This is a genomic window from Paenibacillus vulneris (assembly GCF_039543185.1).
GTDB lineage: Bacteria > Bacillota > Bacilli > Paenibacillales > NBRC-103111 > Paenibacillus_S > Paenibacillus_S vulneris.
The window spans coordinates 17,084-42,186 of sequence record NZ_BAABJG010000047.1; the positions used below are offsets into that span (position 1 = coordinate 17,084).

General features: G+C 47.5%; 23 protein-coding genes. All 23 read right to left on the reverse strand.

The features are described 5' to 3' along the window. Positions 1-126: 126 nt before the first annotated feature. Complete coding sequence (gene argH / locus ABEA66_RS30905; RefSeq protein WP_345593670.1) at positions 127-1,542, reverse strand: argininosuccinate lyase; 1,416 nt, start codon at positions 1,540-1,542, stop codon at positions 127-129. A gap of 172 nt (positions 1,543-1,714) precedes the next feature. Next, positions 1,715-2,953, reverse strand: coding sequence for an argininosuccinate synthase (locus ABEA66_RS30910; protein WP_345593672.1), 1,239 nt, complete (start codon positions 2,951-2,953; stop codon positions 1,715-1,717). A gap of 89 nt (positions 2,954-3,042) precedes the next feature. After that, complete coding sequence (argF, locus tag ABEA66_RS30915) at positions 3,043-3,996, reverse strand: ornithine carbamoyltransferase (protein ID WP_079914327.1); 954 nt, start codon at positions 3,994-3,996, stop codon at positions 3,043-3,045. Between the two features lie 171 nt (positions 3,997-4,167). Further along, positions 4,168-5,358 (reverse strand): acetylornithine transaminase, encoded by a 1,191-nt coding sequence (argD, locus tag ABEA66_RS30920; RefSeq protein WP_345593675.1) that lies wholly within the window; start codon positions 5,356-5,358, stop codon positions 4,168-4,170. A gap of 46 nt (positions 5,359-5,404) precedes the next feature. Beyond that, positions 5,405-6,187 carry an acetylglutamate kinase gene (gene argB, locus ABEA66_RS30925; RefSeq protein ID WP_079914272.1) on the reverse strand — a complete coding sequence of 261 codons (783 nt, stop codon included), beginning with the start codon at positions 6,185-6,187 and terminating at the stop codon, positions 5,405-5,407. Between the two features lie 99 nt (positions 6,188-6,286). Beyond that, positions 6,287-7,513: a bifunctional glutamate N-acetyltransferase/amino-acid acetyltransferase ArgJ gene (gene argJ, locus ABEA66_RS30930; protein ID WP_345593678.1), complete on the reverse strand. Its 1,227-nt coding sequence runs from the start codon at positions 7,511-7,513 to the stop codon at positions 6,287-6,289. Positions 7,514-7,540: 27 nt separating this feature from the next. Further along, on the reverse strand, positions 7,541-8,590 hold the full coding sequence (gene argC / locus ABEA66_RS30935; protein WP_345593680.1) for an N-acetyl-gamma-glutamyl-phosphate reductase: 1,050 nt from the start codon (positions 8,588-8,590) through the stop codon (positions 7,541-7,543). A 194-nt stretch (positions 8,591-8,784) separates the two neighbouring features. Further along, positions 8,785-9,675: a YitT family protein gene (locus tag ABEA66_RS30940; RefSeq protein ID WP_345593682.1), complete on the reverse strand. Its 891-nt coding sequence runs from the start codon at positions 9,673-9,675 to the stop codon at positions 8,785-8,787. Between the two features lie 187 nt (positions 9,676-9,862). Next, a protein-coding gene (prfB, locus tag ABEA66_RS30945; RefSeq protein ID WP_345593684.1) for a peptide chain release factor 2 occupies positions 9,863-10,979 on the reverse strand; the annotation gives its coding sequence in 2 pieces (ribosomal slippage) (positions 9,863-10,906 and positions 10,908-10,979; 1,116 coding nt in all). Positions 10,980-11,099: 120 nt separating this feature from the next. Then, positions 11,100-13,613 (reverse strand): preprotein translocase subunit SecA, encoded by a 2,514-nt coding sequence (secA, locus tag ABEA66_RS30950; protein WP_079914267.1) that lies wholly within the window; start codon positions 13,611-13,613, stop codon positions 11,100-11,102. A 164-nt stretch (positions 13,614-13,777) separates the two neighbouring features. After that, positions 13,778-14,320 (reverse strand): ribosome hibernation-promoting factor, HPF/YfiA family, encoded by a 543-nt coding sequence (gene hpf, locus ABEA66_RS30955; protein WP_192705937.1) that lies wholly within the window; start codon positions 14,318-14,320, stop codon positions 13,778-13,780. 372 nt (positions 14,321-14,692) lie between these two features. Next, complete coding sequence (locus ABEA66_RS30960; protein WP_079914265.1) at positions 14,693-14,890, reverse strand: cold shock domain-containing protein; 198 nt, start codon at positions 14,888-14,890, stop codon at positions 14,693-14,695. 345 nt (positions 14,891-15,235) lie between these two features. Further along, on the reverse strand, positions 15,236-15,574 hold the full coding sequence (gene fliT, locus ABEA66_RS30965) for a flagellar protein FliT (RefSeq protein ID WP_079914264.1): 339 nt from the start codon (positions 15,572-15,574) through the stop codon (positions 15,236-15,238). Further along, positions 15,567-15,962: a flagellar export chaperone FliS gene (gene fliS, locus ABEA66_RS30970; protein ID WP_079914263.1), complete on the reverse strand. Its 396-nt coding sequence runs from the start codon at positions 15,960-15,962 to the stop codon at positions 15,567-15,569. The genes fliT and fliS overlap by 8 nt, the downstream gene beginning before the upstream one ends. A gap of 24 nt (positions 15,963-15,986) precedes the next feature. Beyond that, positions 15,987-17,432 carry a flagellar filament capping protein FliD gene (fliD, locus tag ABEA66_RS30975; protein ID WP_345593692.1) on the reverse strand — a complete coding sequence of 482 codons (1,446 nt, stop codon included), beginning with the start codon at positions 17,430-17,432 and terminating at the stop codon, positions 15,987-15,989. Between the two features lie 18 nt (positions 17,433-17,450). After that, on the reverse strand, positions 17,451-17,828 hold the full coding sequence (locus ABEA66_RS30980) for a flagellar protein FlaG (RefSeq protein ID WP_256865587.1): 378 nt from the start codon (positions 17,826-17,828) through the stop codon (positions 17,451-17,453). Between the two features lie 93 nt (positions 17,829-17,921). Then, positions 17,922-19,805 carry a tetratricopeptide repeat-containing glycosyltransferase family 2 protein gene (locus ABEA66_RS30985; protein WP_345593694.1) on the reverse strand — a complete coding sequence of 628 codons (1,884 nt, stop codon included), beginning with the start codon at positions 19,803-19,805 and terminating at the stop codon, positions 17,922-17,924. A 12-nt stretch (positions 19,806-19,817) separates the two neighbouring features. Beyond that, entirely contained in the window at positions 19,818-21,707 is a 1,890-nt protein-coding gene (locus ABEA66_RS30990) for a glycosyltransferase (RefSeq protein ID WP_345593801.1), read from the reverse strand. A 112-nt stretch (positions 21,708-21,819) separates the two neighbouring features. After that, positions 21,820-22,596 carry a flagellin N-terminal helical domain-containing protein gene (locus tag ABEA66_RS30995; RefSeq protein WP_079914259.1) on the reverse strand — a complete coding sequence of 259 codons (777 nt, stop codon included), beginning with the start codon at positions 22,594-22,596 and terminating at the stop codon, positions 21,820-21,822. A gap of 209 nt (positions 22,597-22,805) precedes the next feature. Next, positions 22,806-23,039, reverse strand: coding sequence for a carbon storage regulator CsrA (gene csrA / locus ABEA66_RS31000; protein ID WP_079914258.1), 234 nt, complete (start codon positions 23,037-23,039; stop codon positions 22,806-22,808). A gap of 32 nt (positions 23,040-23,071) precedes the next feature. Next, positions 23,072-23,503, reverse strand: a complete 432-nt coding sequence (gene fliW, locus ABEA66_RS31005; RefSeq protein ID WP_179136271.1) for a flagellar assembly protein FliW — start codon at positions 23,501-23,503, stop codon at positions 23,072-23,074. 104 nt (positions 23,504-23,607) lie between these two features. Next, positions 23,608-24,180: a DUF6470 family protein gene (locus tag ABEA66_RS31010; protein ID WP_345593701.1), complete on the reverse strand. Its 573-nt coding sequence runs from the start codon at positions 24,178-24,180 to the stop codon at positions 23,608-23,610. A 14-nt stretch (positions 24,181-24,194) separates the two neighbouring features. Next, positions 24,195-25,091 carry a flagellar hook-associated protein FlgL gene (gene flgL, locus ABEA66_RS31015; RefSeq protein WP_079914255.1) on the reverse strand — a complete coding sequence of 299 codons (897 nt, stop codon included), beginning with the start codon at positions 25,089-25,091 and terminating at the stop codon, positions 24,195-24,197. Positions 25,092-25,103: the final 12 nt, after the last annotated feature.

The following is a 25,103-nucleotide window of genomic DNA, read 5'->3' on the forward strand; positions in this document are numbered from 1 at the left end:
ACAATTCCTCAAAGCGAAGCCCAGGTTTCAAAGTGGTCAGATACTATGAGGGGAGCCCATTAAAAAAAGCGGTTGGACAGAGTCACCCCTCTGCCAGCCGCTTTTGTTTATTTCATCAACATACATTTATTGGCTTTTGTTACTGTACTGTTCGAACCATTCGTTCGTACGGTTGATCACTGCCTCGGCACGAGCAATAGCTTCGCTAACCTGGTTGCTTGCCGTACCGCCGTAAACGTTACGGGCGTTAACGACCTGCTCCGGCTGCAACACTTTATAGATATCCTGCTCGAAAAGAGTTGAGAACTGGTGGAATTCCTCCAGCTTCAGATCGAGCAGGAATTTGCCGTTTTGGATACAGTAGAGCACTGTTTTACCGATAACTTCATGTGCTTGGCGGAAAGGCAGGCCCTTGTTAACCAAGTAGTCCGCAATATCCGTTGCGTTAGAGAAGTCCTGGTTAACCGCTTGACGCATGCGATCCTTATTAACCTTCATGGTGCTGACCATCGGGGCATACAGCTGAAGGGCGCCTTGAAGCGTACGAACCGTGTCCAGCATGCCTTCTTTATCCTCCTGCATGTCCTTGTTATAAGCAAGAGGCAGCGACTTAAGGACCGTCAACAAGCCGAACAGGTTGCCATATACACGGCCGGTTTTTCCGCGAACAAGCTCCGGTACGTCCGGATTTTTCTTCTGAGGCATGATGCTGCTTCCCGTACAAAATGCATCGTCAAGCTCGATGAAATGGAATTCTGTCGAAGACCAAAGAATGAATTCTTCGCTCAAGCGGGACAGGTGCATCATAATCATGGAAGCATTGGACAGAAACTCGATGATAAAATCACGGTCGCTGACAGCGTCCAGGGAATTCTCATACACACCGTCGAAGCCCAGCTGTTGAGCCACGAAATGACGATCGATCGGGAATGTCGTTCCCGCCAGAGCTCCTGCTCCGAGCGGCAGCACGTTAATGCGTTTGTAGCTGTCCTGCAAACGCTCGATATCGCGCTGGAACATCGACACATAGGCCATCAAATGATGGGCGAACAAAATCGGCTGAGCGCGCTGAAGATGCGTATAGCCAGGAATGATTGTATCGAGGTTGTTCTTTGCCTGCTCGATCAATGCTTCCTGAAGCTTATTCAACAGCCCAACGAATTCCACTACACGTTTGCGCAAGTACAAGTGCATGTCGGTAGCGACCTGGTCGTTGCGGCTGCGTCCCGTGTGCAGCTTGCCGCCTACAGGTCCAACTTCTTCGATCAGGGCTTTTTCAATGTTCATGTGGATGTCCTCGTCGCTGACAGAGAACTCCATTTCCCCGCGGCGGATCGTGCCCTGCACCTTCAACAACCCGTCCTTGATGGTCTCCACATCTTCCTGCGGCAAAATTCCGCATTTGCCAAGCATCGTTACGTGAGCCAAGCTGCCTTGAATATCTTCTTCAGCCAGCTCTTTATCGAACATGATGGAAGCCGTATACTCCTCCACCAGCTGGTCCGTTTTTTTAGTAAATCGTCCACCCCAAAGCTTTGACACGGCTGCTGCCCCTTTCTAAGAACTTTCCGGAGGAAAGTGAACTTCGTAAGCAATACTAACGAGCTTTCCTTGAGGAAAGCTCTTTGTGTATACGTGATGCAGGGCCTCCCTATGGAGATCCATAGGAAAGCCCGTCTCACGAAAAGGCCGCGATTCCCACGGCCTTCTGTCCTTACTTCTTCGCGTTTTGTTGAACGCCGGAAGATACCTTCAAACGAAGCGCGTTCAGGCGGATAAAGCCTGTTGCGTCACCTTGATTGTAAGCTTGTGTAGGATCAGCTTCCATCGTTGCGATGTCAGGGTTGTACAAGCTCACAGGGCTTTGTACGCCGGCTCCGATAACATTACCTTTGTACAGCTTCAGACGGACCGTACCTGATACGTTCTTTTGGCTCTCATCCACGAGCGCTTGCAGGGCAAGACGTTCCGGAGCGAACCAGAAGCCGTTATATACAAGAGTCGCATAACGGGAGATCAGGGAGTCACGGAGGTTCATAACCTCGCGGTCCATGGTCAAGGACTCCATTTTGCGGTGAGCAGTGAACAGGATTGTTCCGCCCGGAGTCTCATATACGCCGCGGCTCTTCATGCCGACAAAACGGTTTTCTACCATATCTACACGGCCGATGCCATGCTTGCCGCCCAGCTCATTCAGGCGTTCCATTACTTGCAGAGGCGTCATGCGGTCGCCGTTCAAGCCGACGCAGTTCCCTTTTTCAAAATTCAGCTCCACATACTCTGCTTGGTCCGGTGCATCCTCAGGGTCTACACTCAAGACGAACATATCCTTGTTAGACGGCGCACTTGGATCGAACCATGGATCCTCGAGCATGCCGCTCTCAAAGCTGATATGCAGCAGGTTACGGTCTGTCGAATAAGGCTTTGCAGCGGAAGCTGTTACCGGAATTCCGTGCTTTTCGGCATATGCGATCATTTCTGCGCGTCCAGGGAAGGTTTCGCGGAACTCATCCAAACGCCAAGGAGCAATAACCTCCAGCTCAGGAGCCAGAGCAGCTACAGTCAGCTCGAAGCGAACTTGGTCGTTCCCTTTTCCTGTCGCACCGTGTGCGATAGCTGTTGCGCCCTCTTTGCGCGCGATTTCTACCATGCGTTTGGCAATCAAAGGACGTGCGATACTTGTACCGAGCAAATATTGTCCTTCATACAGCGCACCGGCTTGGAACATAGGGAAGATGAAGTCTTTTGCAAATTCATCGCGGAGGTCGTCGATATAGATTTTGGAAGCGCCCGTTGCCAAAGCTTTAGCTTCCAGACCGTCCAGTTCTTCCTTTTGCCCGATGTCCGCAGTAAATGCGATAATTTCTGCATCATAGGTTTCTTTTAACCATTTCAAAATGATCGATGTATCCAAACCGCCCGAATAGGCCAGTACGATTTTTTGCTTTGCCATTGTCCCGCTCTCCTTTATTCGTCAAGCCTGCACACAGTGGGCAGCTGGTTCATGCCCACCGCTTCATAGCAGACTCTCTATAGTAAAAATTACATAACAGCAACCATGATTGCTTTTTGCGCGTGAAGACGGTTTTCCGCCTGATCAAAAATAATCGAGTTCTCCCCGTCGATAACGCCTTCGCTAACCTCTTCGCCGCGGTGTGCCGGCAGGCAGTGCATGAACAAGTAATCCTTCTTCGCATACTTTGCCAGCTCTTCGTTCACTTGGTAATCCTTAAAGGCGATCTCACGCTCTTTTTGCTCAGCTTCAAAGCCCATGCTCGCCCATACGTCCGTATAAATAACGTCCGCGTCCGCTACCGCTTCCTTCGGATCGTTGCCTACGTACAGCTTGGAGCCGGTTTGTGCCGCCACTTCTTTCGTGGACTCCACGATACCTTTATCCGGCTCATAGCCGACCGGCGATGCGGAAGCAAAATCAACACCCAGCTTAGCGGACATCATCATCAAGGAATGCAGCATATTATTGCCGTCCCCGACATAAGCAACCTTCAAGCCTTTTAAAGTGCCTTTATGCTCCAAAATCGTTTGGAAATCCGCCAATGCCTGGCAAGGGTGCGTACGGTCCGTTAAGCCGTTGATGACTGGGATGGTGGCGCCTCTCGCCAAGTCAATGACCTTGCGGTGCTCGTAGGTACGGATCATAATGCCGTCCAAGTAACGTGACATCACTTGTGCCGTATCCCAGATCGATTCTCCGCGCCCGATTTGAAGATCATTTTTGCTCAAGAAGAGAGCTTGACCGCCCAATTGGTACATCCCTACTTCAAATGATACACGTGTACGAGTTGACGATTTTTCAAAGATCATCCCCAGCGTTTTTCCTTTGAGAGGCTGGTATACCTCCCCGGCTTTTTGCTTCCGTTTCAATTCAATAGCCAGGTCAATCAAATATTTCAGCTCTTCCGGAGAATAATCGGCAACGGCCAGGAAGTCCCGTCCTTTCAAGTCGATGGCCACAGGCTGTTCGGTTCCTGCCAATGTAATCGCCCCTTTCAATAAGTTGTATGAGTAACTATCCGCCAAGCAGGAGGGCAAGGCTGTAAATCCGGAATCAATACCGATCCGCAAGTAACAGCATTCCTACCCTCTAAGCTGCTTTCAGCGGGCTTCATATATTTTAACGGTAGCTTAGTGTCGTCTAAAAGATGCTTATACCGCTGCTGCGGCTTGTTTGCTTAATACGGAGCAGACTACATCAAGTCCGCGATCCAGGTCTTCTTTGGAGATGAGCAAGCTTGGCGCAAGACGAATAACGTTAGGTCCGGCCGAAACAACGAGCACGGCTTGCTCCTGGATAGCTGTAATCAAATCAGCTACCGGCTGCGTGCAGCCGATGCCAATCAGCATTCCGAGACCGCGAATTTCCGTCACCAGCGGATTGCCTGCCAGCTTCTCCTTCAACGTACTGACGATGTAATCCCCAAGCTCCGCCGCACGATCCGACAGCTTCTCGGCAAGCATCGTTTCCATCGTTGCGATACCCGCTGCGGTGGACAAGTAATTGCCTCCGAAGGTGGAGCCGTGGCTGCCTGCACTGAATGCACTGCGCAGATGCTCCTTACCGACCATCGCCCCGATCGGCATTCCGCTTCCCAACCCTTTGGCCAGGGTAAAAATGTCCGGCTCCACGCCGTAATGCTCGTAAGCAAACATTTTACCAGTACGTCCGATACCGGTTTGGATTTCGTCAATGATCAACAGCAGCCCATGCTGCTTGCACAGCTCCGCTACGCGGGCCACGAATGCAGGATCAGCCGGATTAACGCCGCCTTCACCTTGTACCATCTCCAGCATGATAGCGCATGTTTTCGGTCCGATCGCTTGCTCCAGGGCTTCCGAATCATTGTATGGTGCGTATACGAAACCTTCTGGAAGCGGTGCAAAGCCGTCCTTTACTTTATCCTGCCCGGTCGCGGTCAATGTTGCCAAGGTACGTCCATGAAACGACAGGTGGAAGGTAATAATTTCGTATTGGTCCGGCTTGCCGAGCACTTTGTTGAAATACCGGCGTGCCAGTTTGATGGCCGCTTCGTTCGCCTCCGCACCGCTGTTGCAGAAAAATACGGCATCGCCGCAGCTGTTGTCCGTCAGCAGCTTCGCGAGCTTTTCCTGATTCGGAATATGAAACAGGTTGCTGGTGTGCCACAGCTGGTCAACCTGATCCTTCAGGCGTTCCTTGACCTGTTTGGGCGCATGCCCCAGGTTGGTAACCGCCAAGCCGCACATCAGATCGAGATACTCCTTGCCATTCTCATCCCATAGACGGCTGCCTTCCCCCTTCACAAATGCTAGCGGGTAGCGCCCGTAATTCGGAAACAATGAATTAGCTCCTTCTCCCATGCTGAATCACTCCTTTTTCCCATGATAACTATCCATATAATTCCATTTATTTAACGATTCGTGTTCCGATCGCAGCGCCTTTGATCACCTTGCTCAACACTTCCGGCTCCGCACCGTTCACGATGATAACCTCACGAACTTTGCCTTGAATACATTGAACCGCCGCACGAACCTTCGGAATCATTCCGCCGTAAATTTCCCCGCTGGCGATCATAGCGTCGATCTCCTGCACCGTTACGGAAGGCAGCACTTTTTTCTCGCCGTTCATGATGCCAGGCACATCCGTAACAACGATCATTCGTTCAACGCCCAGATGCGATGCAACGGCGCCTGCGGCCGTATCCGCATTAATATTATACCGCTGGCCTCCATCGGCTCCAAGTCCGACAGGCGCGATAACCGGCATATAGCCCATCTTTACGATCCCTTGAATCAGCTCGGCGTTGACTTTCGTTACGTCGCCGACAAGACCGACTTCGTGAGCGTTAGCGACCGGCTCTGCCTGAATGAGATGACCGTCTACCCCGGACAGTCCCATAGCCCGAGCCCCGGACAGCTGAATTTTGCGTACGATCTCTTTATTGATTTGACCCGACAGCACCATCTCAACCACGTCGAGCACGGCTTCATTGGTCTTCCGCAGACCGTTGACGAACTCGGTTTCGATACCGAGCTTCTCAAGCGTTGAAGAAATCGCCGGACCGCCCCCGTGGACGATGACCGGAATGATGGCCTCATCCTGAAGCCTCTTCATATCCAAGAAAAATGAATCCGGCAGAGCCGCCAGCGTGCTGCCGCCGCATTTCATCACAAAACACATTGCGCTCATGCTTCGTTCCCCTTTATATACACGGCTCGCCCGCTGACAGCCTTGTGCTGTACCGGCAGACGTTCCGTTTGCTCAGCTTATTTTCGTTGAAAATCTCTCTTACGTCCGGTACGCCGCGTTGATGCGAACATAATCATAGGTCAAGTCGCAGCCCCATGCGGTTGCAGTCTCCGAGCCCATGTTCAAATTCACGTGAATTTGCACCAGCTCGCCCTTCAAGTACTCCTCGGCCCGGTCTTCATCGAACTTCACCGGACGCGACTGCTCCAGTACGAGGATATCCCCCAAACGGATGTCCACGGTTTCCGTATTCACCGGCCGACCAGCGCGGCCTACTGCCGCAATGATACGGCCCCAGTTCGCGTCTGCGCCGTAGCAGGCCGACTTCACCAGGCTCGAGCCGACGATCGTCTTGGCAATCGCGCGTGCCGCTTCCTTTGTCTCGGCTCCTGCCACGTTGACCTCGATGAGCTTCGTAGCGCCTTCCCCGTCGCGGGCAATGGCTTTGGCCAAATATTCGCCTACATAGCGGAAGCCCGCTTCGAACGAAGCCCAGTCCGGATGCTCCGGCGTCAGGCTGTCATTGCCAGCCATGCCGCTCGCCATAACGACAACCATGTCGTTAGTGCTTGTATCGCCATCCACGGTGATCATGTTGAAGGTGGAATCCGTAACGCCGTTCAGCAGCTTTTGCAGCTGGGCGCTCTCAATGTTGGCGTCCGTCGTCATAAAGCCGAGCATCGTTGCCATGTTCGGATGTATCATGCCCGACCCTTTCGCTGCACCGGCAATATGTACCGTTTTGCCATTCACCGTCAGCTTGACGCAGGTCATCTTCTGCACCAGATCGGTCGTGAGGATCGCCTGACAGAAATCTTCTCCTCCGTCCAGTTTCACTTCGGCAGGAAGCTTCTCGATCCCGCTCAGCACCTTAGGCATTGGCAGCAGCTCTCCGATAACTCCCGTCGAGGTAACGCCGACATGATGCTCCGCAACGCCAAAAGCTTTTGCAGCTGCCGCACGCATCTCGCGAGCGTCGTCCTCTCCCTGCTTACCTGTGCAGGCGTTGGCATTGCCGCTGTTAACGAGCATCGCTTGCAGCTTGCCGTCTACGGCAATGCTATCCTGCGTTACGCGCAGAGGCGCCGCCTGAAAGGCATTGAGCGTGTAGACTCCCGCAGCTTGGGCAGGAACCTCACACACAATGACACCGAGGTCAAAACGATTTGTTTTCTTCAAGCCGCAATGCAAGCCTCCTGCACGAAAGCCCTGCGGTGTTGTGATCGAGCCTTCCGGCACGACAGTAAATTGATCCTTCACTTTCATCTTCTCCTCACCCATGGCATGTTACTGTTATGGATACACCGGGGTGAACGCCAAACCGGTCGATTCTTCCCAGCCCATCATCAAGTTCAAGTTTTGGACGGCCTGACCGGCTGCCCCTTTCACAACATTATCAATGACTGAAATGATCGTTAAACGGCCCGTACGCTCATCCAGCGAGAAGCCGATATCGCAATAGTTGGAGCCCCATACCTGCTTCGTCGCAGGCCACTGGCCCTTCTGGCGAATTCTCACGAAGCGGCGGCCTTCATAATACTGACGGTACATTTCAATGATCTCATCTTCCGAATGAGTGCCATTCAGTTTGACATACATTGTTGACAAGATGCCGCGCGTCATCGGCACCAAATGAGTGGTAAAGGATACAACGACCTCTTCACCTGCTACACGGCTGAGAACCTGCTCAATTTCCGGCGTATGCTGGTGCTTATTCACTTTGTAAGCCAAGAAGTTTTCGTTAATTTCGGAATAATGAGAAGCTAAACTCAAGCCGCGGCCTGCACCGGACACTCCGGATTTGGCATCGATAATGATCGAGGACAAATCTGCCCAACCCTTGTCGACCAAAGGAACCAAGCCGAGCAGCGTTGCCGTCGGAAAGCATCCCGGATTCGAAATAAACGTCGCATCGCGAACTTCATCATCGAATACTTCGGATAAACCGTATACCGCTTTTTCTACGTAGGCCGGATCCGCCGGCTTATGCTTATACCATTTTTCGTACACTTCTCCAGACTTCAACCGGAAATCGCCGGAGATATCAATGACCTTTAAGCCTGCGTCTACCAGCTTCGGAGCCAGCTCTGCAGCTACGCCATGCGGAGTCGCCATGAATACCACATCCGCTTTTTGCTTCATCAGTTCTACGTCGATGCCGTCCAGGTTGCCGACCATAATTTCATTCAAATGCGGATATCCGTCTGCAATCGGCGTTCCCGCGCTGGACGAAGAGATGACCGAAGTGATCTCCACGTTGGGATGCGCCAGAAGCAGCCTAATGACCTCTACTCCGCCGTATCCTGTTGCCCCGATAATTGCCGCTCTTAATTTATTAGACATAACCGTTCCCTCCACATGAAAAACTATGTATTATTATACATTCGAAGGTATAATAATTCAATGGATTTTTTCCCCCGATTTTGCTTCTTCCCCGATGTATTTTTCCTGCATAAACTTTTACTTTATGAGGCAAAAATTTCTTGCTGCCTTCCCCATTTTACCTAATCTGTCCCAAATTGCATACACTCACTTTTTTAAGATGGAATATGAAATTTGAAGCCTTCTCCGAGCACCTCATTCGTATCGCTCAATATGACAAAAGCCCCCGGATCCAATGCCTTCACAAGCTGCTTCAACCGGGTAACCTCTGATTGTCCTACTACAACCATCAGCACCGTCCTCTCTTCACCGGTATAGCCTCCCGTAGCATGCAATTGGGTGACCCCGCGGTCCAGATCATGCAAAATCGCTTCCCGAATTGGCGCTGTCTCGGAAGAGATAATAAAGGCTACTTTGGAGTAGCTCAGACCCAGCTGAACAATGTTGATGGTTTTGCTCGTTACGAATAATCCGATCAAGGCGTAGAGCGCTTTCTCCGGAGACAAGACGATGCCCGCGGTCAAAATGACCATCCCGTCCAGCATTGCAACAGCCAGCCCCAGGCTCAGCCCCGTAAATCTATGTATCATTTGGGCAGCCAAGTCCAACCCTCCCGTTGAACCTCTGCCGCGGAAAACAAGTCCAAGCCCCATACCTATTAAAATGCCGCCATAAATACTGGCCAGCAAAATGTTATTTGTCAATGGCGGAAGATCGCGCGTTAGCAGAATAAGCAGCGGCAGCAGGACCGAGCCTATGGCCGTTTTAACCCCAAACTGGCCTCCAAGAGCCCAGGTTCCTAATAAGAATAAAGGAATATTCAGTGCCCATTGCGTCATGGCAGGCTCAATCCCAAACAAGGAATTCACAATGATGCTGATACCGGATACCCCTCCGGAAGCAACCTGATTCGGACTCAAAAACATATTGAAGCTGATCGCAATCAACAGTGAGCCTAACAGCAAAAGCACATACTCCATGACGCGCTGTCCCGGTCCAGGCTGCACTATCGCCGGGTTCCGCGGCCGTTTCTTCCTGCTTTGCATACGCATCCCTCCGTACCCTTCGTAAACAATGTCATCGCAAACAAAAAAACATCCTACACGGACATAACCGTATCAACAATAACAAGGCAAGATCATGGACGGCCCGTGCCGCCCCTCTTCCAACGTTCTGTAGACTTGGCTTTATGTGTAGGATGTGCTTCCATGTTTTTATTTATAAAACGCCGAATTATTCGGCCGCATCCGATTTGATTTGCAGACGCAGGTAGGCATCGATAAACATATCGAGGTCTCCGTCCATAACGGCCCCGACGTTGCCTGTTTCCGCTGATGTGCGGTGATCCTTGACCATGCTGTACGGATGGAATACGTAGGAACGAATTTGGCTGCCCCAGGCGATATCGGATACCTCACCGCGAATCTCGGCAAGCTGCTTCATTTGCTCTTCGATCTTTTTCTCATACAGCTTGGAACGCAGCATTTTCATGGCGCGCTCCCGGTTCTTGATCTGCGAACGCTCCGTTTGGCAGCTTACAACGACACCGGTCGGGATGTGGGTAATCCGGACTGCAGAGTCCGTCGTATTGATATGCTGTCCGCCCGCGCCGCTGGAACGGTACGTATCCACCTTCAAATCCTCCGTGCGGATGTCTACCTCCACATCATCGTCGATCTCCGGCATCACGTCGCAGGATACAAACGATGTATGGCGCCGGCCTGAAGCGTCAAAAGGTGAGATCCGTACCAACCGATGAACGCCTTTCTCCGCTTTCAAGTAACCGTAGGCGTTATAGCCCTTGATTAACAGCGTAACGCTTTTTACTCCCGCTTCATCACCCGGCAAATAGTCCAGCACCTCAACCTTGAAGTCCCGTTTCTCCGCCCAACGGCGATACATGCGCAGCAGCATCTCCGCCCAATCCTGAGACTCCGTGCCTCCGGCTCCAGGATGAAGCTCCAGAATAGCGTTCAATTTATCGTAAGGCTGGCTTAGCAGCAGCTGCAGCTCGAAGTTCTCCAGCTTCGTTACCAGGGAGGCGATACCTTGCTCGATATCGGCAGCCATACTATCATCCTGGTCCTCCTGCAACAGCTCGACCATAACTTCCAGATCCTCAAACTCGGAGGACAGCGCTTGAAATTCATCTACGCTCCCCTTAATCGCATTCATCTCGGCAATAATTTTCTGTGCTTGCTCGTTATCGTCCCAAAAATCGGGAGCCGCCATCTTTTCCTCATAGTTCGCGATTTGCTCCAGCTTCAGATCTAAGTCAAAGAGACCCCCTAAGCTCAGCTAACCTTTTAGCCGTTTCTCGTAAATCCTGTTTTACCTCTGGATCCAACATTATCCTTCACTCCTCCATATTCACTGCAAGCAGTCTAACCAGTTGTCTTCAAAAAAAGGGAGCCGGTAGTATACCGACGATCCCTTTGTTCAAATTTCCCTTATTTAAACTCGGTTCATCTTACTGAACACCATGGCATTGCTTATATTTTTTGCCGCTGCCGCAAGGACACAGATCGTTACGACCTACTCTATCCTCGTCGTTGTTAACGACAGGCTTCTTCGGAGCCGGCTCTCCGTTGGAGCTCATTGCTTCCGCTTCGACCACCGGCTGACGCTCGAGGTTCGTTTCTACGTGGGCTTTCATAATATACGTAGCTACTTCCTCTTGAATGCTTTGAATCATCTCCTGGAACATCTCAAAGCCCTCAAATTGGTATTCGCGAAGCGGATCTGTACCGCCGTAAGCACGCAAGTGGATACCTTGACGGAGCTGATCCATCGCATCGATGTGATCCATCCATTTGGAATCGACCGCACGCAGTACGATAACCTTCTCAAGCTCGCGCATAATCGGTTCGCCGATCGCCTGCTCGCGCTCTTCATAAAGACGCATCACAAGATCCTTCATGTACTCGGTGATTTCTTCCTTCTCCTTGCCCCACAGCTCTTCGGCTGTTAGCTGGCCCTCATGAAGGAAGGTCCCGTTAGCATAATCGACGATCGCTTGTAGATCCCATTCCTCTGGAACCAGATCCGCAGGACAATGGGCTTCAACAAGACGCTCTACGACAGGCATCAGCATCCCGATGGTAATATCGCGGATGTTTTCGGATTCCAGCACCTCGCGGCGCTGCTTGTAAATAATTTCACGCTGCTGGTTCATCACATCGTCATACTGAAGAACGACTTTACGCACGTCAAAGTTGTTGCCCTCAACCCGCTTCTGAGCAGATTCCACGGCCTTGGTGATCAGCTTGCTCTCGATCGGCTGATCTTCCTCGAAGCCAAGGCGATCCATCATGCCCATGATGTTTTCCGCACCAAAACGGCGCATCAAATCATCCTCCATAGACAAGTAGAACTGTGAGGAGCCTGGGTCCCCTTGACGACCGGCACGGCCGCGGAGCTGGTTATCGATCCGGCGGCTCTCATGGCGCTCTGTACCTATAATATGCAGGCCGCCAACATCGTGAACACCTTCACCCAACATAATGTCGGTTCCGCGTCCCGCCATGTTAGTGGCGATGGTTACCGCACCCGGCTGTCCTGCACGGGATACGATCTCCGCTTCCTCCGCATGGTATTTCGCATTCAGAACCTTGTGTGGAATTCCTTTTCTCTTCAGCATTTCAGACAAACGCTCGGAGTTCTCAATGGAAACCGTACCGACCAGCACCGGCTGCTTGGTCTGATGACGTTTCACAATTTCCTCCACAACGGCCCGGAATTTGCTGTTCACAGATTTATACACGACATCCGGAAGATCCTGACGGATCATTGGGCGGTTCGTCGGTACGACGATAACCTCCAAGCCGTAAATCTTCTTAAATTCTTCTTCCTCTGTCTTCGCCGTACCCGTCATCCCCGACAGCTTGCGGTACATCCGGAAATAGTTCTGGAATGTAATCGTGGCAAGTGTCATGGATTCATTTTGCACCTGCAGCTGCTCTTTGGCTTCAATCGCCTGGTGCAAGCCTTCGCTGTAACGGCGGCCTGTCATTAAGCGCCCTGTGAATTCGTCTACGATAACAACCTCGTTATCTTGAACGACATAGTCGACGTCCCGCTTCATAATGACATGAGCTTTCAAGGCCTGGGTAATGTGGTGATTCAGAGTAACGTTCGCGTGGTCGAACAGGTTTTCGATGCCGAACGCTTCCTCAGCCTTCGCCACACCGGTCTCCGTCAAGGAAACGGAGCGCATTTTAATATCTACGATGTAATCTTCTTCTTCCTTCAGCTTACTCACGAAACGATCTGCCATGTAATACAAATCTGTCGACTTAGCTGCTTGTCCGGAAATAATGAGCGGCGTTCTCGCTTCATCGACCAGAATGGAGTCCACTTCGTCAATTACCGCGAAATAAAGCGGACGCTGTACCATCTGTTCTTTGTATACGACCATGTTGTCACGCAAGTAGTCAAAGCCGAACTCATTGTTCGTTCCATAAGTGATATCACAAGCGTAAGCAGCCTGCTTCTGGCCATGCTCTAGTGAATTCAAGTTTACGCCGACAGTCATGCCAAGAAATTCATACACTCTTCCCATCTCTGCACTGTCACGTTGAGCCAGGTAATCGTTGACGGTAACTACGTGAACACCTTTGCCTAATAAAGCATTCAAATATACCGGCAGGGTTCCAACCAGTGTCTTCCCTTCCCCGGTCCTCATTTCAGCAATACGGCCCTCATGAAGCACCATACCGCCGATTAACTGAACATCATAATGACGTTTACCAAGCACGCGCTTGGAAGCTTCACGCACAACAGCAAAGGCTTCAGGAAGCAGATCGTCCAAATCCTCGCCCTGCTCCAGACGTTCGCGGAATTCTACAGTTTTATGTCTAAGCTCCTCATCGGACAACCCCTCCATTGAGGGTTCCAATTCATTAATTGCTTCGACCGTTTTCCACAGCCGCTTCACTTCACGCTCATTTGAATCGCCGAATATTTTCTTAACGAGTCCTAGCATGGGCCCATCTCCCTTTTTTTAGAACGGTTTGCCTTAAATTGTAGCAGTTTGCGACACAAGTCGCAAGAATTGCGGGGTATCCTTTTATTATCTTCTGTCAATAGTTTCTTCAATAAACGCTAAAGAGCCTGCCCTGTCAGGCAAGCTCCCGAATTTCGCATCCATTATCTGGCCGGTTCAATCAAGCCGTATTTGCCGTCATTGCGTTTATATACCACATTCACTTGCTCTGTATTGGAATTGGCAAAAACGAAAAAGCTATGACCAACCATATTCATTTGCAGGATAGCTTCATCGATGTCCATCGGTTTAAGCATAAACTGCTTGGTCCTAACCAGTTCATATTCATCCTCATCTTCATACTGTGCAGGGGAATCTACTCTCAATATATCCCTCATGCCGCCCTCTTGGCGGATTTTACGATTCACCTTTGTTTTGTGCTTACGGATTTGCCGCTCCAGCTTATCGATCACCAGATCGATGGAAGCGTACATATCATTGCTCTTTTCCTCGGCCCGCAGCATGACACCAGTCAGCGGGATCGTCACCTCGACTGCTTGTAATCCTTTGACTACACTCAGTGTGACATGCACTTCAGTCATAGGGGGAGTTTCAAAGTACCTTTCCAGCTTGCTAAGCTTTTTCTCAACATACTCTTTAAGTGCCTCAGTAACCTCAATACGTTCACCGCGAATGTTGAATTTCATTGTACTTCTCCTCCTTTCATGTACCTATTATACTATATTCTATAGGCACCTTCAAAAATCCTTCATACTTATCGACAATTTTTCAAAATATTCTAACAATTTAGTGACGATGTGACAAAGCGCATAGAATCAGCGTTTTAAGAGAAGATCGCTCGCTTTCCGCGGGATGATAGGGCTCCTGGAAGTGCCTCTGCTTCCATAAAGCTTAACAAAAATATAATAACCTTATAAAGGATGCTTTCATCTCAAAGCTGATTTAGGCCTTGTGGGGAGCCCCGAAAGATAAAAAAAACACCCCGGATCTATTCCAGGGTGTTGTCGCTGCTAATTGTATCGAATAACCATCTATACTAGGGCATTGAAGCCGGATGATTATAGTTTGATAACGTTAGCTGCTTGTGGTCCGCGAGCGCCTTCCACAATATCGAATTCAACCGCTTGACCTTCTTCCAGCGTTTTGAATCCTTCGGATTGAATTGCCGAGAAGTGAACAAATACGTCTCCGCCGTCTTCGCGCTCGATGAAACCGTATCCTTTTTCTGCGTTAAACCATTTTACTTTACCTTGCATGTAAAACATTCCCTTCATTATCAAATAACTGTGGGCATGCCCACAAATCGAATATAGCATCCCCTCTCCACGGATGTCAATTATATCCACGGCTTTTAGCAAAATATTTTGAAAATTCACGTATTAACATGAGGTGAATAAAGTATTCACAAAGAAAAACCGCATCATTATGCGGTTTTTCGACATTTTCTATAAAGTTATACACAAAGTTATGCACATTATCCACAGGGGTCGTGAGTAAATAAAATAAGCTTGTATACATGCCTGGGATTGCCGATTTCTTCTTCAGATATAAAACAAACAACCCTCGCTTGGGGCAGAAGGTTGTTTTGAAAGGAGCTTCCTCTATTTTTTTTTATCAAAAAACAAGCTTTCCGGAGCATACTTCGCTTCATAACTCGATTTTTGCTGCTTGGCCGCGGTCATTCTATTCAGATTCCCTGAGGCTTCATCCTTTAATTGCTGCATTCGGCGAAGAATCAGAGTATCGTAGCTGAGGATGGATGCCCGTGCGGACTCCAGATATGCTTTATCGAAATGATGCTGCTCATATTGCTGCCGGATGTTTTGTACAAGCTCTTCCCGCGTATCCACAAATTCAACCATTTCCTCGTAGTCTGCCGTTTCCAGTCTGGAAGCCAGTTGGTGGGTAAGCTGCAGCAGCTCGTCTAGGCTATTATCCATGGCTGCGCACAGACCCTGAGGATGCACTAAGCTTCGAGGCCTGAATCCACGTTTCCTTAAGCTCTACTAGATGATCTATAACCTCCAAGGCAGGCTGAATATCTTTCTTGATGTTAGCTTCAATCATTTTCCGGAGGAAATAATCATATAAGTGCAGCAGATCTTTCGAAATAGGATAGGAATGATCAAGAGATGCCACCAATTCATTTATAATTTCCTGGACCCTAATAAAACTGTTGTTAGCCTCTTGATAGTTTTTCTGTTTAACGGCTTCGACTCCCTTTTTGGCGAAACGAATGGCTCCATCGTACAACATAATTAAGAGCTGGGCAGGAGTCATAGTTTGGACAGAAGTCTCCCGATATTTATTGAATGGCGTTTGGATCATTGGGTTCACCTCTTACTTATTCTCTTAACCAAAGCTGGAAAACGAAGACGACTGGGATTGAAATTTATTCATAGCGGTTTCCATAGCCGTAAACTGTTTATAATACCTTGTTTCCATATCATTCAATAGTCTGGTTTGGTTCAAGATATCGTTGTTCAACCTTTTCAGCTGCCGCCCGATCGTGCTCTCTTCTTTCAATACCGCATCCTTGGACGTAGCAACGAAGGAGGTACCTGCTCTTTCGGTAAGTGAATCCAGCGTTTTCTTAAGGTCGTCATACATGCCTTTATTTTTGCTCGTAATTAATGCCGCTACTTTATCCGGTTCCTTTTCAATGGCTTCTCTAAGCTTGGACTCGTCCTTCAAAATCAGTTTGCCGCCTTCGAACCATTGCCCCGTCGTAATGCCTATTTGATCCAATATCGCTTTCTCACCATTAACCATGACTACGGAGGATATGTTGGACCGCAGTTTGGAAATAGCGTCATTTAATATGCTGTCATTATACAACAAGCCCGTCTTCGCCTTTTCCTCCCATTTCTCGACCTCATCATCCTTCATGGCCTTTTTCTGATCATCCGTTAGTGGCGTAAAGTTCCTGTCATGCTTTTCCTTCACTTTTGTGTTTAAGGTTGACAACAAATCGTTATAGTCGGAGATAAAGGACTTAATCTTCTCGATAACCTGATCGGTATCTACCGATGTTGTAATGACAGACGGACTGGTCGTCTTAGCATTGAGCGTAATGTCAATTCCGTTAACATTAAAGCTGTTGGTAGGACGTGTCGTTTCAATTCCATTGATTTTAAGCTTGGCGTCGTCGCCGACGGTAACATTGGTGAGGTCGAATTTCGCAGAAAAGTTCCCATCACCACCAAGGGCAATCTTTCCATCCCCATTGATTTTCCCGGAAACCTTAGAGGTGATGGATAATTTCCCCGTAACCTCGTCATAATATGCGCTCGCGTTGGCAGCCTTATTTTGATTTATTTTTGTAACCAACGATCCTATCGTCTCATCTGTATCAAACTTGATTTCAGATCCATTTATAGTAATTTTAGTCCCGCTAATACCTGCAGCCGTTAATGTGGTTGAGGCTGTAAAAGGTTTGTTGCTACCGTCCACCAAGGCAGTAGTGCTTGAAACGGACGCCGTCTTGGCTAATTCTGTAACCTCGATGCTCACACTCCCGGATGTAGCCTGGCTGCTTGCTTTAGCCGTAACGGCATTGGTATCGCCGGTTACCGTAGATTTTTGGGCTTGAAAGGAGCCTGCAAGCGAGTTGTCAAACGTTTTCTTTCTAAACTCAACCAGCTTTAAGTTGATATCTCTAAAGTTCTCCCTCTGCCACTGTAGCGTCTGCTGTTTCTGCTTCAGCTTATCCAGAGGAACCCGCTTGGCCGTCATAATATTACTTACAATCTGGTCTATATCCATCCCGGATGCAAAGCCGCTAATTCTTTGTACCATAATTCACACCTCCGCTATTTATCTCCGTTCATCTATTAAAAGCCCTGCAACCTTCATCATGTTGGCGACAAGATCTAGCATTTTCTCAGGGGGGATTTCTCGGATGACTTTGCCTGAATCCTGGTCCAGCACCTTAACCATGACTTGCTTTGTTTCTTCATGAACCGACACTTCTACCATCGTGGTTGGACCTTGCAGTGCTTTCAATGCACGTTCAATGGCCTTTACAATTTGCTCATCACCCGTCGACACGCGGGCTCCTTGTATTTCGGCCTTATGTAAGTCCTTGGAATTAGTAATTGGAGCGCTGCTTATAGGCTCCGCAGCTTTTACAGCAGTCTCTTTACCCGTAAGCGGAATGGAGGAACTACCGTTAAGCGATACATCCGATATCACAGAAATACACCCCCGACAGAACGATATTTACCATTTATATCGGATATACGCTTCTTATTGTTTAGAGATAATTGAAAAATGCCTCATGGACCATCATAATGACTGAATAACGGCTGAAAGCGGGAACCTGTTCTTCATGTCACTTAACAGCTCTCTTGCCTGAGAGGGGGCTTCCTCTAATAACAGCAGTTCGTACAAAGATAAATATACATCGTATGAAGGAGCAGTATGAGCTAATTGCAGGAAAATATGCTTGGCGTCCTCCCTATAGCCGCGCTCTAAACATCGGCTTCCTACAAACTGTTCGATTTCTGCAGTCCTCTCTTGACTCTCAAAGACTGAAACCATAAAGTCAAAGGCCACATCCTTAAATCCGGATTGGTCTAATAGAAGGGCCAACTGATATTGGATATCCAGCCCGCACGATCGAATCAATCCCGATACGTACTCAAAGCAATCAAATTCACCTAATCTGATGCATCTCTCGCATAATGTTAGGAGTACCTGCCCAAGGAAAGCATCCACTCTATCTTGGCTTAGGTTCTCCTTTTTGATAACAGAGATAATCGTTTTGATTTGCTGTTCAGTTAAAAGAGGTATGGTGCGAATCTTCTCCATCATCCTCTCTCCATCAATAAGCAAGGAAAGGAGAATAACGTCTTCAAGATTGTTCTTGTGAAGTCCATCCACCTCGCACCATTTCAATCGTGCTTCTTCATACTGGCCGCTGTATTGTAATCCGCATGCGGTTAGGGCGATATCGTTATGAATGCCATACTGTGTAATATATTCCTGCAAAAGCGGATGTCTATATTTATATAGAAGACCTATTAGTGTCGTTAATTCATCTACCTTTTTTACAGGATAGCAGAAGTTTAGGCATTCCTTTTGAACCTCAAAAGCCACCCCTGCCTTTTGGGCCAATGAAATATAATTTTCCAAACAAGGCATATAGTCTTTCTTTAAATGGAGGGCATGAAACGCGTGCTCTAACGCCCCCTGTAGGTTTCCCTGACTCTCGTACAACCTGGATAGTAGAAAATGGGCAAGATACCCTCCTACTCCCTCTCTTGCTACTTCACCATCCATATCTCCCAATGAAATGCATTTCTTAAAGTACTGCTCTGCATCCTTCCAATACCCCATTTGCTCGAACAGCCTGGCTTGCATAAAGTATAAATCCGTATACTCGGGCCACTGCTGTATTGTACGATTTAACACTGGAATTCCATATTCAGGTTGATGCAGACGGTAATAACAATCCGCCAGATTATAATCGATCTCCAGTCCCAGCACATCGATACTTTCCTGATAGCTCATCTCGTTTCTTGCTTTGATGAGAAATTCCAGCGCGAGCTCATTTTCCCCATCCACAAGGTACTGTTTGCCTACATTGTAATAGGCATAGGCCGAGGGAGAGCTAGCCACCTCTTCAAGTAGAATACGGATATTGCGCTCCGCTTTATTTTTGAGGGCATATACATCCTTCCTATAGCCAACATGATGGATCAAAAATCCCGTTTCCTCGATTTCGCTGGAATCCAGCATAATTTGCTCATGAATCTGTCCTGTAAACCGGATTGACGGACTGGACTGAAAGACCCTTAGGATAGACGTTGTTTTGACCATGCCATCTTCCAGCTGATTTCTGACTCTGATCGAGTACCCTTTTTTTTGTGAATGAAGTATATCTTGAATATAACTGCTTTCATCCAAATATTCGTCCGCATCCAATACTAAAATATATGGGCAGGATGCCTGCTGCAGGGAGTAGTTTCTGGCTGACGCGAAGTCATTCTTCCATGGAAAATGATAAATGCGGGCGCCAAATCGTTCGGCAAGGGCTATGGTATCATCCGTCGACCCCGTGTCTACAATAATGATTTCATCAACCTGGTCCTTAACACTCTCTAGACACCTTTCTATAAAGAGAGCCTCGTTCTTTACGATCATACAAAGCGATACCGTGTTCTTCATTGTGACTCCCCTTTATAAGGATTGAACCCAGGAGGAATAAGAATATTTCTTTTTCATTTCCTGCGCGACTCTTTGAGCGGAGCCACCATTTCCTAAGTGTATATAACATAAATACAATTGCTGATACGATGGGAAATCGTTTCTATGCTTCACCAGCTGCTCGGATAGGCTTGCTGCCTCTTCATAATGACCTGTTCTATACAAAATAGCAGATAAGCCTTGAAGAACATCTGGATGATTAGGGTTGGCATTATAATGCTCTAATAGAAAATCCACAGCCGTATCCTTAAATCCGTAATCTGCTAAAAGCATGGCAAGTTTAATCTGCGTGGCTAAAGAGCATCTCATGATACACGCCGAAATATACTCAAAGATATCAAATTCCCCAAGAACAATGAATTGTTCTGCGATGTTTACCAAATGTGGTTCTATCCAGGAATCTTTCAGGTCCGAAGTTAACGGCTCTCTCTTGATGAAACCTTTGATTAATTTCCAGTCCCGATGGCTCGTGTTAGCCAATGGTCTGCACTTATTCATTAGATCTGTATCCTTAAGAATGAGGGACAAGGTGAGCAGATCGACTATATTATCCGGTTTTATGTCTGGAACCTCTAACCATAAATCCCGGGATTGTTCGTATTTGTGGTCGTATTGGTCAACGACAGCTTTAATTTCTTTATCTAGAGGTTGCCCATCCTTTTCCGTAAAATAATGTGCCATGATAGGATGACGAGCTTCATATATTGCTACAAGCAGCATCTTGATGGTCTCTGCATCTTTACCGCTGTAGGTCTTTTCCAAATGGGTAATAACTTCTTCATGACTGATGTTGGCTTTAAGCATAAGCCGTAAATATAGTTTAATGGCGGGCTGATACACTGGATTACTTTGGATCGCCTCGAAGATAGCCTCGAAGGCCTCCCCGCTTCTTCCCTGTTTATCATAAATGCATGCCAGCCTATAGAAAGATAAATAACCGTTGGCTCCTTCGTTCGCTACTTTCTTTTCGGACCATGGCTGATCACTCAAGCAGTGCTGCAATACAATCTCTGCATCCTGCAAACATCCGTATTCCTCATACAATCTGGCCAATTCATAATGGAAATCCAGGTACAAAGGCTGTCTATCGATAAGTACTTTGGCAAGGGAAATGCCTTCCTCGTAGCGATGCAGGAATCTTAAACAGGTCAGCATATAGCAAAATAGATAATATACGTAGGACATGTTATCGGCTAGTTCATAGGATTTTTTAAAGTAATTGAGCGCTTCTTCATATTTCCTTTGCGACATGCACACTTTCCCCATATTGTACAAGCTGTAAGGGGATGGATTAGCTTCGAGCTCTTTGAGCATGATTTCATAGTTACGTTCTACTTTATTTTTTTCCTGCACGGTGTCATCCAGATAACCGAGGTGATTAATTAACGAACTCGCATCTCCGGAGGATAAAGTCAATGAGGGGTCGAGAATGTTCAAATGCTCATGCAATTTTCCAATATAATGGAGTTCTGCGCGATTTTTAAAGAGACGTACGGCTTGATGAGCGAAGGAACCCCCGTCAGATTTGTGATTTTTGATCGTCACACTGTAATAATCTTTGTCGGAGGCTATGTCTTCTTGCAGCGCAGCTCCGTCCTCCAAATACTCATCAGCATCCAATTGGAGAATATAATCACAGCTTGCTTGCTGGATAGCGAAATTTCTGGCCGCAGAGAAATCATGGATCCATTCGAATGCACTCACCTTGGCATGGAACTCATTGGCGATTTCCAACGTACGGTCCGTAGAGCCGGTATCCACAATAATGATCTCATCCACAAATCCCTTTACACTATCAAGGCATTTCCTAAGATACCGTTCCTCATTCTTCACAATCATGCATAATGATATAGTAGGTCTCATAAGCTCATTCCTCTTAAGTATGTATTCACCTGAAATATACAGCACTATATCTCTTTCACCGAGAGAAAAAAAGACTTCAGATCGAAATCTGAAGTCTTTAATGACTTTAAGATTAACGCAGCAAGGACAGAACGCCTTGTGGTTGTTGGTTGGCTTGAGCAAGCATAGCTTGGGAAGCTTGAAGAAGAATGTTGTTCTTCGTCAAATTCACCATTTCTTTAGCCATATCAGTATCACGGATACGGGATTCAGCTGCAGTCAGGTTCTCAGTTGTAGTACCCAAGTTGTTGGAAGTGTGTTCCAAACGGTTTTGAAGAGCACCCAGTTGAGCGCGAGCTTTTGCAACTGCATCGATTTGTTTGGTTGCATTGTCAAGGTCAGTAGCACTTGTACCAACACTTGCAATGTTAGTGCCCAATGCAATTTTCAAAGTATCCGAAGAAGTATGGTTGATTTGGATATCTACAGACAAGCTGCTATCCAACAACGCGATATCATTGAACTTGGTGTTAGTTCCAATGTTCGTGATCTCGGATTTCAGAGCTTTCAACTCTTCATCAATGTTCGCTTTGTCAGTAGTGTTGTATGTACCGTTAGCTTTTTGAGTGTACAATTCTTTGATACGAACAAGCATATCACTTACTTCAGTCAAAGCGCCCTCAGCTGTTTGAACCAGGGAGATACCGTCTTGAGCATTGCGTTGAGCTTGCTCCATGGAACGGATTTGACCGCGCATTTTTTCGGAGATGGACAAACCAGCAGCATCGTCAGCCGCACGGTTAATGCGAAGACCGGAAGACAATTTTTCCATGTTTTTGCCGGCAGCTACGTTGTTCGTACCCATTTGGCGATGAGTGTTCAATGCGTTCATATTGTGGTTGATAATCATTGAATTCTTCCTCCTTGAAGTGAAAACCCGCTTCCTTGCGAGTTTATAATATAGCGGTCCATAGCTCGGCCGATCCTATTGAACCGCTTACTATATATATCGTACCATTGTTTTTTCATTTATAGATGTTAATCAGCTTAATTTCGGGCATATCTGGACAAATATCAACGATTTTCTGCATATTTCTCCTAAATTCATCCCATTATCTCTTATTTCCCTCTTTTTTTGATCATTTCCTTCAATTCCCCTAAATCAGGGCTAGGTAAGGACGCTTCTTCATTGGAATTCTGGATGAGCTCGTATACTTCTTTTCGTAAAACCTCGATATTTCGGGGTGCCTGAATGCCTAGTTTGATGGTATCGCCTTCGGCAGCCAGAACCACGATCTCAATCTGGTCGCCTATCATTAACGATTCACCCTTTTTTCTTGATAAAACCAGCATAGCTTATTCACCTCTCTATTCTTTTATCCATCTCATCCATTAGCAGCAAATAACCTATGTCTGGTTTTGTATGGAGTATTTTGCAAAATCACTTGCTTCCCTAACCGTTCCTTCATATTAATGACCAATGGGGCCAATAAGTTATGAGTGGCGTTTTTGAAATCATCCCGGACTGAAACGATACTCCACACCACAATGTCTTGTTCCAGGCTTGCCTTTAATTCCTCTTTTGCGGTTTCCGACAAGATAAACTCATAGCTTGGTTCAAACAGGAACGGGTCCACGATAATAAAGGAAAGCTCAGGATTCTCCACCGATTGCAGGTAGGATAAGGGCAAATCCGGATCCGGGGTAACGATCGCATACGTTTTCAGTTCCTCGAATCCCGGGATTCCCGTCGGAAATGTAATAAATTCCTGTTCATCAACAGTAATTTTGCCAAGCCTAGAAGAGTCAAGTATCATGAAGGACATCCCTTTCCATTTTAACCTTATCTTTTATAAAATTATCATTATTCTTACGTAAAAAACAAAAACTACAGATTGTAATAATCTATAGTTTGTAATGTTTATAGCCTTGTGTCAATGACAGGCGGTATAATATCCAGTTTGGGAGACTGCTCCATATAAATATCCAGCTTTCCCCGCACATAATTAATTTCCGGCTTATTCACTTGACTTTGTATATTCAGCTTTCCTTCTACAAATTGAATATCCGGCTTATGGGGGATGTACTCGATATCCACGTTATCATATGAAGCCTCTCCCATATACTCGATAGAAGGCTGGGGTTCGAAAGCATTCTCAAACGCGATATCTGCTAATGGGTTACCGGGCACGTTCAGTGCCGCCATACGATTGCCATCCTGTACGATCTTGGCTATGGCCTGTAAAAGAATACCGTCCATCTGGGAATAGATTCGATTGGTGAATTCAGCAGGCTTGCCTCCATTTAATGCACTCCATGCTCTGTCTTGATTAATATGAAGTTCGCCTTGAGGCGAGCTAACTTCATATCTGGATGGAGTGGTCTGGATATCTAACGTTGCCTTGGACTGATGAATTTCATAATGCCCTAAATCCGCATCAATACCGATTCGGCCAAACTGCTGACGCATATCGATCTGGGGGAATGGAATCAAGCCGCGACCTCCTTTTAACGTAAGAAGTCAACTAACGTCGGAGATATAATTTTGGCGCCTACCGACAAGGAAGCCTGGTATATATTCTCGTTAACCTTGGAATCTACCATAAGCTTGCTGTAATCAGCATCCTCCACTTTGGACTGCAGCCCTTCAATGTTCAGACCGATATCCTTTAAGCGGTTTTCAACAAATTCCAAGCGGTTGACTCTGGCACCAATTTCAGCACGGGTGGAGACAATGGTGTTCATTCTTGAACTAATCTTGTCAAGCGCTGCCGATACCCCGGTTGTATTGCCTAATTCCAGGTCGCTGCTCAATTGTTTTAAAATTTGAAACGCATTATCCGGGTCAGTTCGAGATCCGAAAATTTCATTCCCCGTCAGATTCACAGGCAATTTAATGCCTGCCCCAACTTCGAATGCCACCTCATATGGATCCGTTGTCTCATTCCCGGCGTCTTCCTCTGTATAAGGGGCTTTGTCCGTGGTCTGGCCATTAAAAACAAACTTGCCGTTCAGCTTACTGTTTCCTATAGTGACCAATTGTTTGTATAACTCGTCTACTTCAGCTTTTATACTCTTCAAAGCAGCTTCCGAATTAGTGCCATTTGCCCCTTGTGTTGCCAAATCCGTAGCTCGCAAGAACACTTGGTCCACCTGGTCCAGCATCGTATCGTTGAAATCGAGCCACGATCTGGAGGTATCCACATTTTTGATATATTGATCGTTCGCATCCAGCTCACTGCGATAACGTAAGGAATACGTAATACCCACCGCATCATCGGAAGGCCTATTAATTCTGCGGCCTGTCGACATTTGCTCCTGCATGCTATTCATCCGCATCGTGTTGGTATTCAGGTTTCGTATCAGCTGCATACTCATCATGCTCTGGGTAACTCTAAGCGCCATAATAACCCCTCC

Coding starts and splice junctions, on each gene's coding strand:
- ABEA66_RS30910 (WP_345593672.1), bottom strand. CDS start 2,953: ATGGCAAAGCAAAAAATCGTACTGGCCTATTCGGGCGGTTTGGATACA.
- argD (WP_345593675.1), bottom strand. CDS start 5,358: ATGGGAGAAGGAGCTAATTCATTGTTTCCGAATTACGGGCGCTACCCG.
- argB (WP_079914272.1), bottom strand. CDS start 6,187: ATGAGCGCAATGTGTTTTGTGATGAAATGCGGCGGCAGCACGCTGGCG.
- argJ (WP_345593678.1), bottom strand. CDS start 7,513: ATGAAAGTGAAGGATCAATTTACTGTCGTGCCGGAAGGCTCGATCACA.
- argC (WP_345593680.1), bottom strand. CDS start 8,590: ATGTCTAATAAATTAAGAGCGGCAATTATCGGGGCAACAGGATACGGC.
- ABEA66_RS30940 (WP_345593682.1), bottom strand. CDS start 9,675: ATGCAAAGCAGGAAGAAACGGCCGCGGAACCCGGCGATAGTGCAGCCT.
- secA (WP_079914267.1), bottom strand. CDS start 13,613: ATGCTAGGACTCGTTAAGAAAATATTCGGCGATTCAAATGAGCGTGAA.
- hpf (WP_192705937.1), bottom strand. CDS start 14,320: ATGAAATTCAACATTCGCGGTGAACGTATTGAGGTTACTGAGGCACTT.
- ABEA66_RS30960 (WP_079914265.1), bottom strand. CDS start 14,890: ATGCAAGGTAAAGTAAAATGGTTTAACGCAGAAAAAGGATACGGTTTC.
- fliT (WP_079914264.1), bottom strand. CDS start 15,574: ATGGATAATAGCCTAGACGAGCTGCTGCAGCTTACCCACCAACTGGCT.
- fliS (WP_079914263.1), bottom strand. CDS start 15,962: ATGATCCAAACGCCATTCAATAAATATCGGGAGACTTCTGTCCAAACT.
- fliD (WP_345593692.1), bottom strand. CDS start 17,432: ATGGTACAAAGAATTAGCGGCTTTGCATCCGGGATGGATATAGACCAG.
- ABEA66_RS30985 (WP_345593694.1), bottom strand. CDS start 19,805: ATGAAGAACACGGTATCGCTTTGTATGATCGTAAAGAACGAGGCTCTC.
- ABEA66_RS30990 (WP_345593801.1), bottom strand. CDS start 21,707: ATGAGACCTACTATATCATTATGCATGATTGTGAAGAATGAGGAACGG.
- ABEA66_RS30995 (WP_079914259.1), bottom strand. CDS start 22,596: ATGATTATCAACCACAATATGAACGCATTGAACACTCATCGCCAAATG.
- csrA (WP_079914258.1), bottom strand. CDS start 23,039: ATGCTGGTTTTATCAAGAAAAAAGGGTGAATCGTTAATGATAGGCGAC.
- fliW (WP_179136271.1), bottom strand. CDS start 23,503: ATGATACTTGACTCTTCTAGGCTTGGCAAAATTACTGTTGATGAACAG.
- flgL (WP_079914255.1), bottom strand. CDS start 25,091: ATGGCGCTTAGAGTTACCCAGAGCATGATGAGTATGCAGCTGATACGA.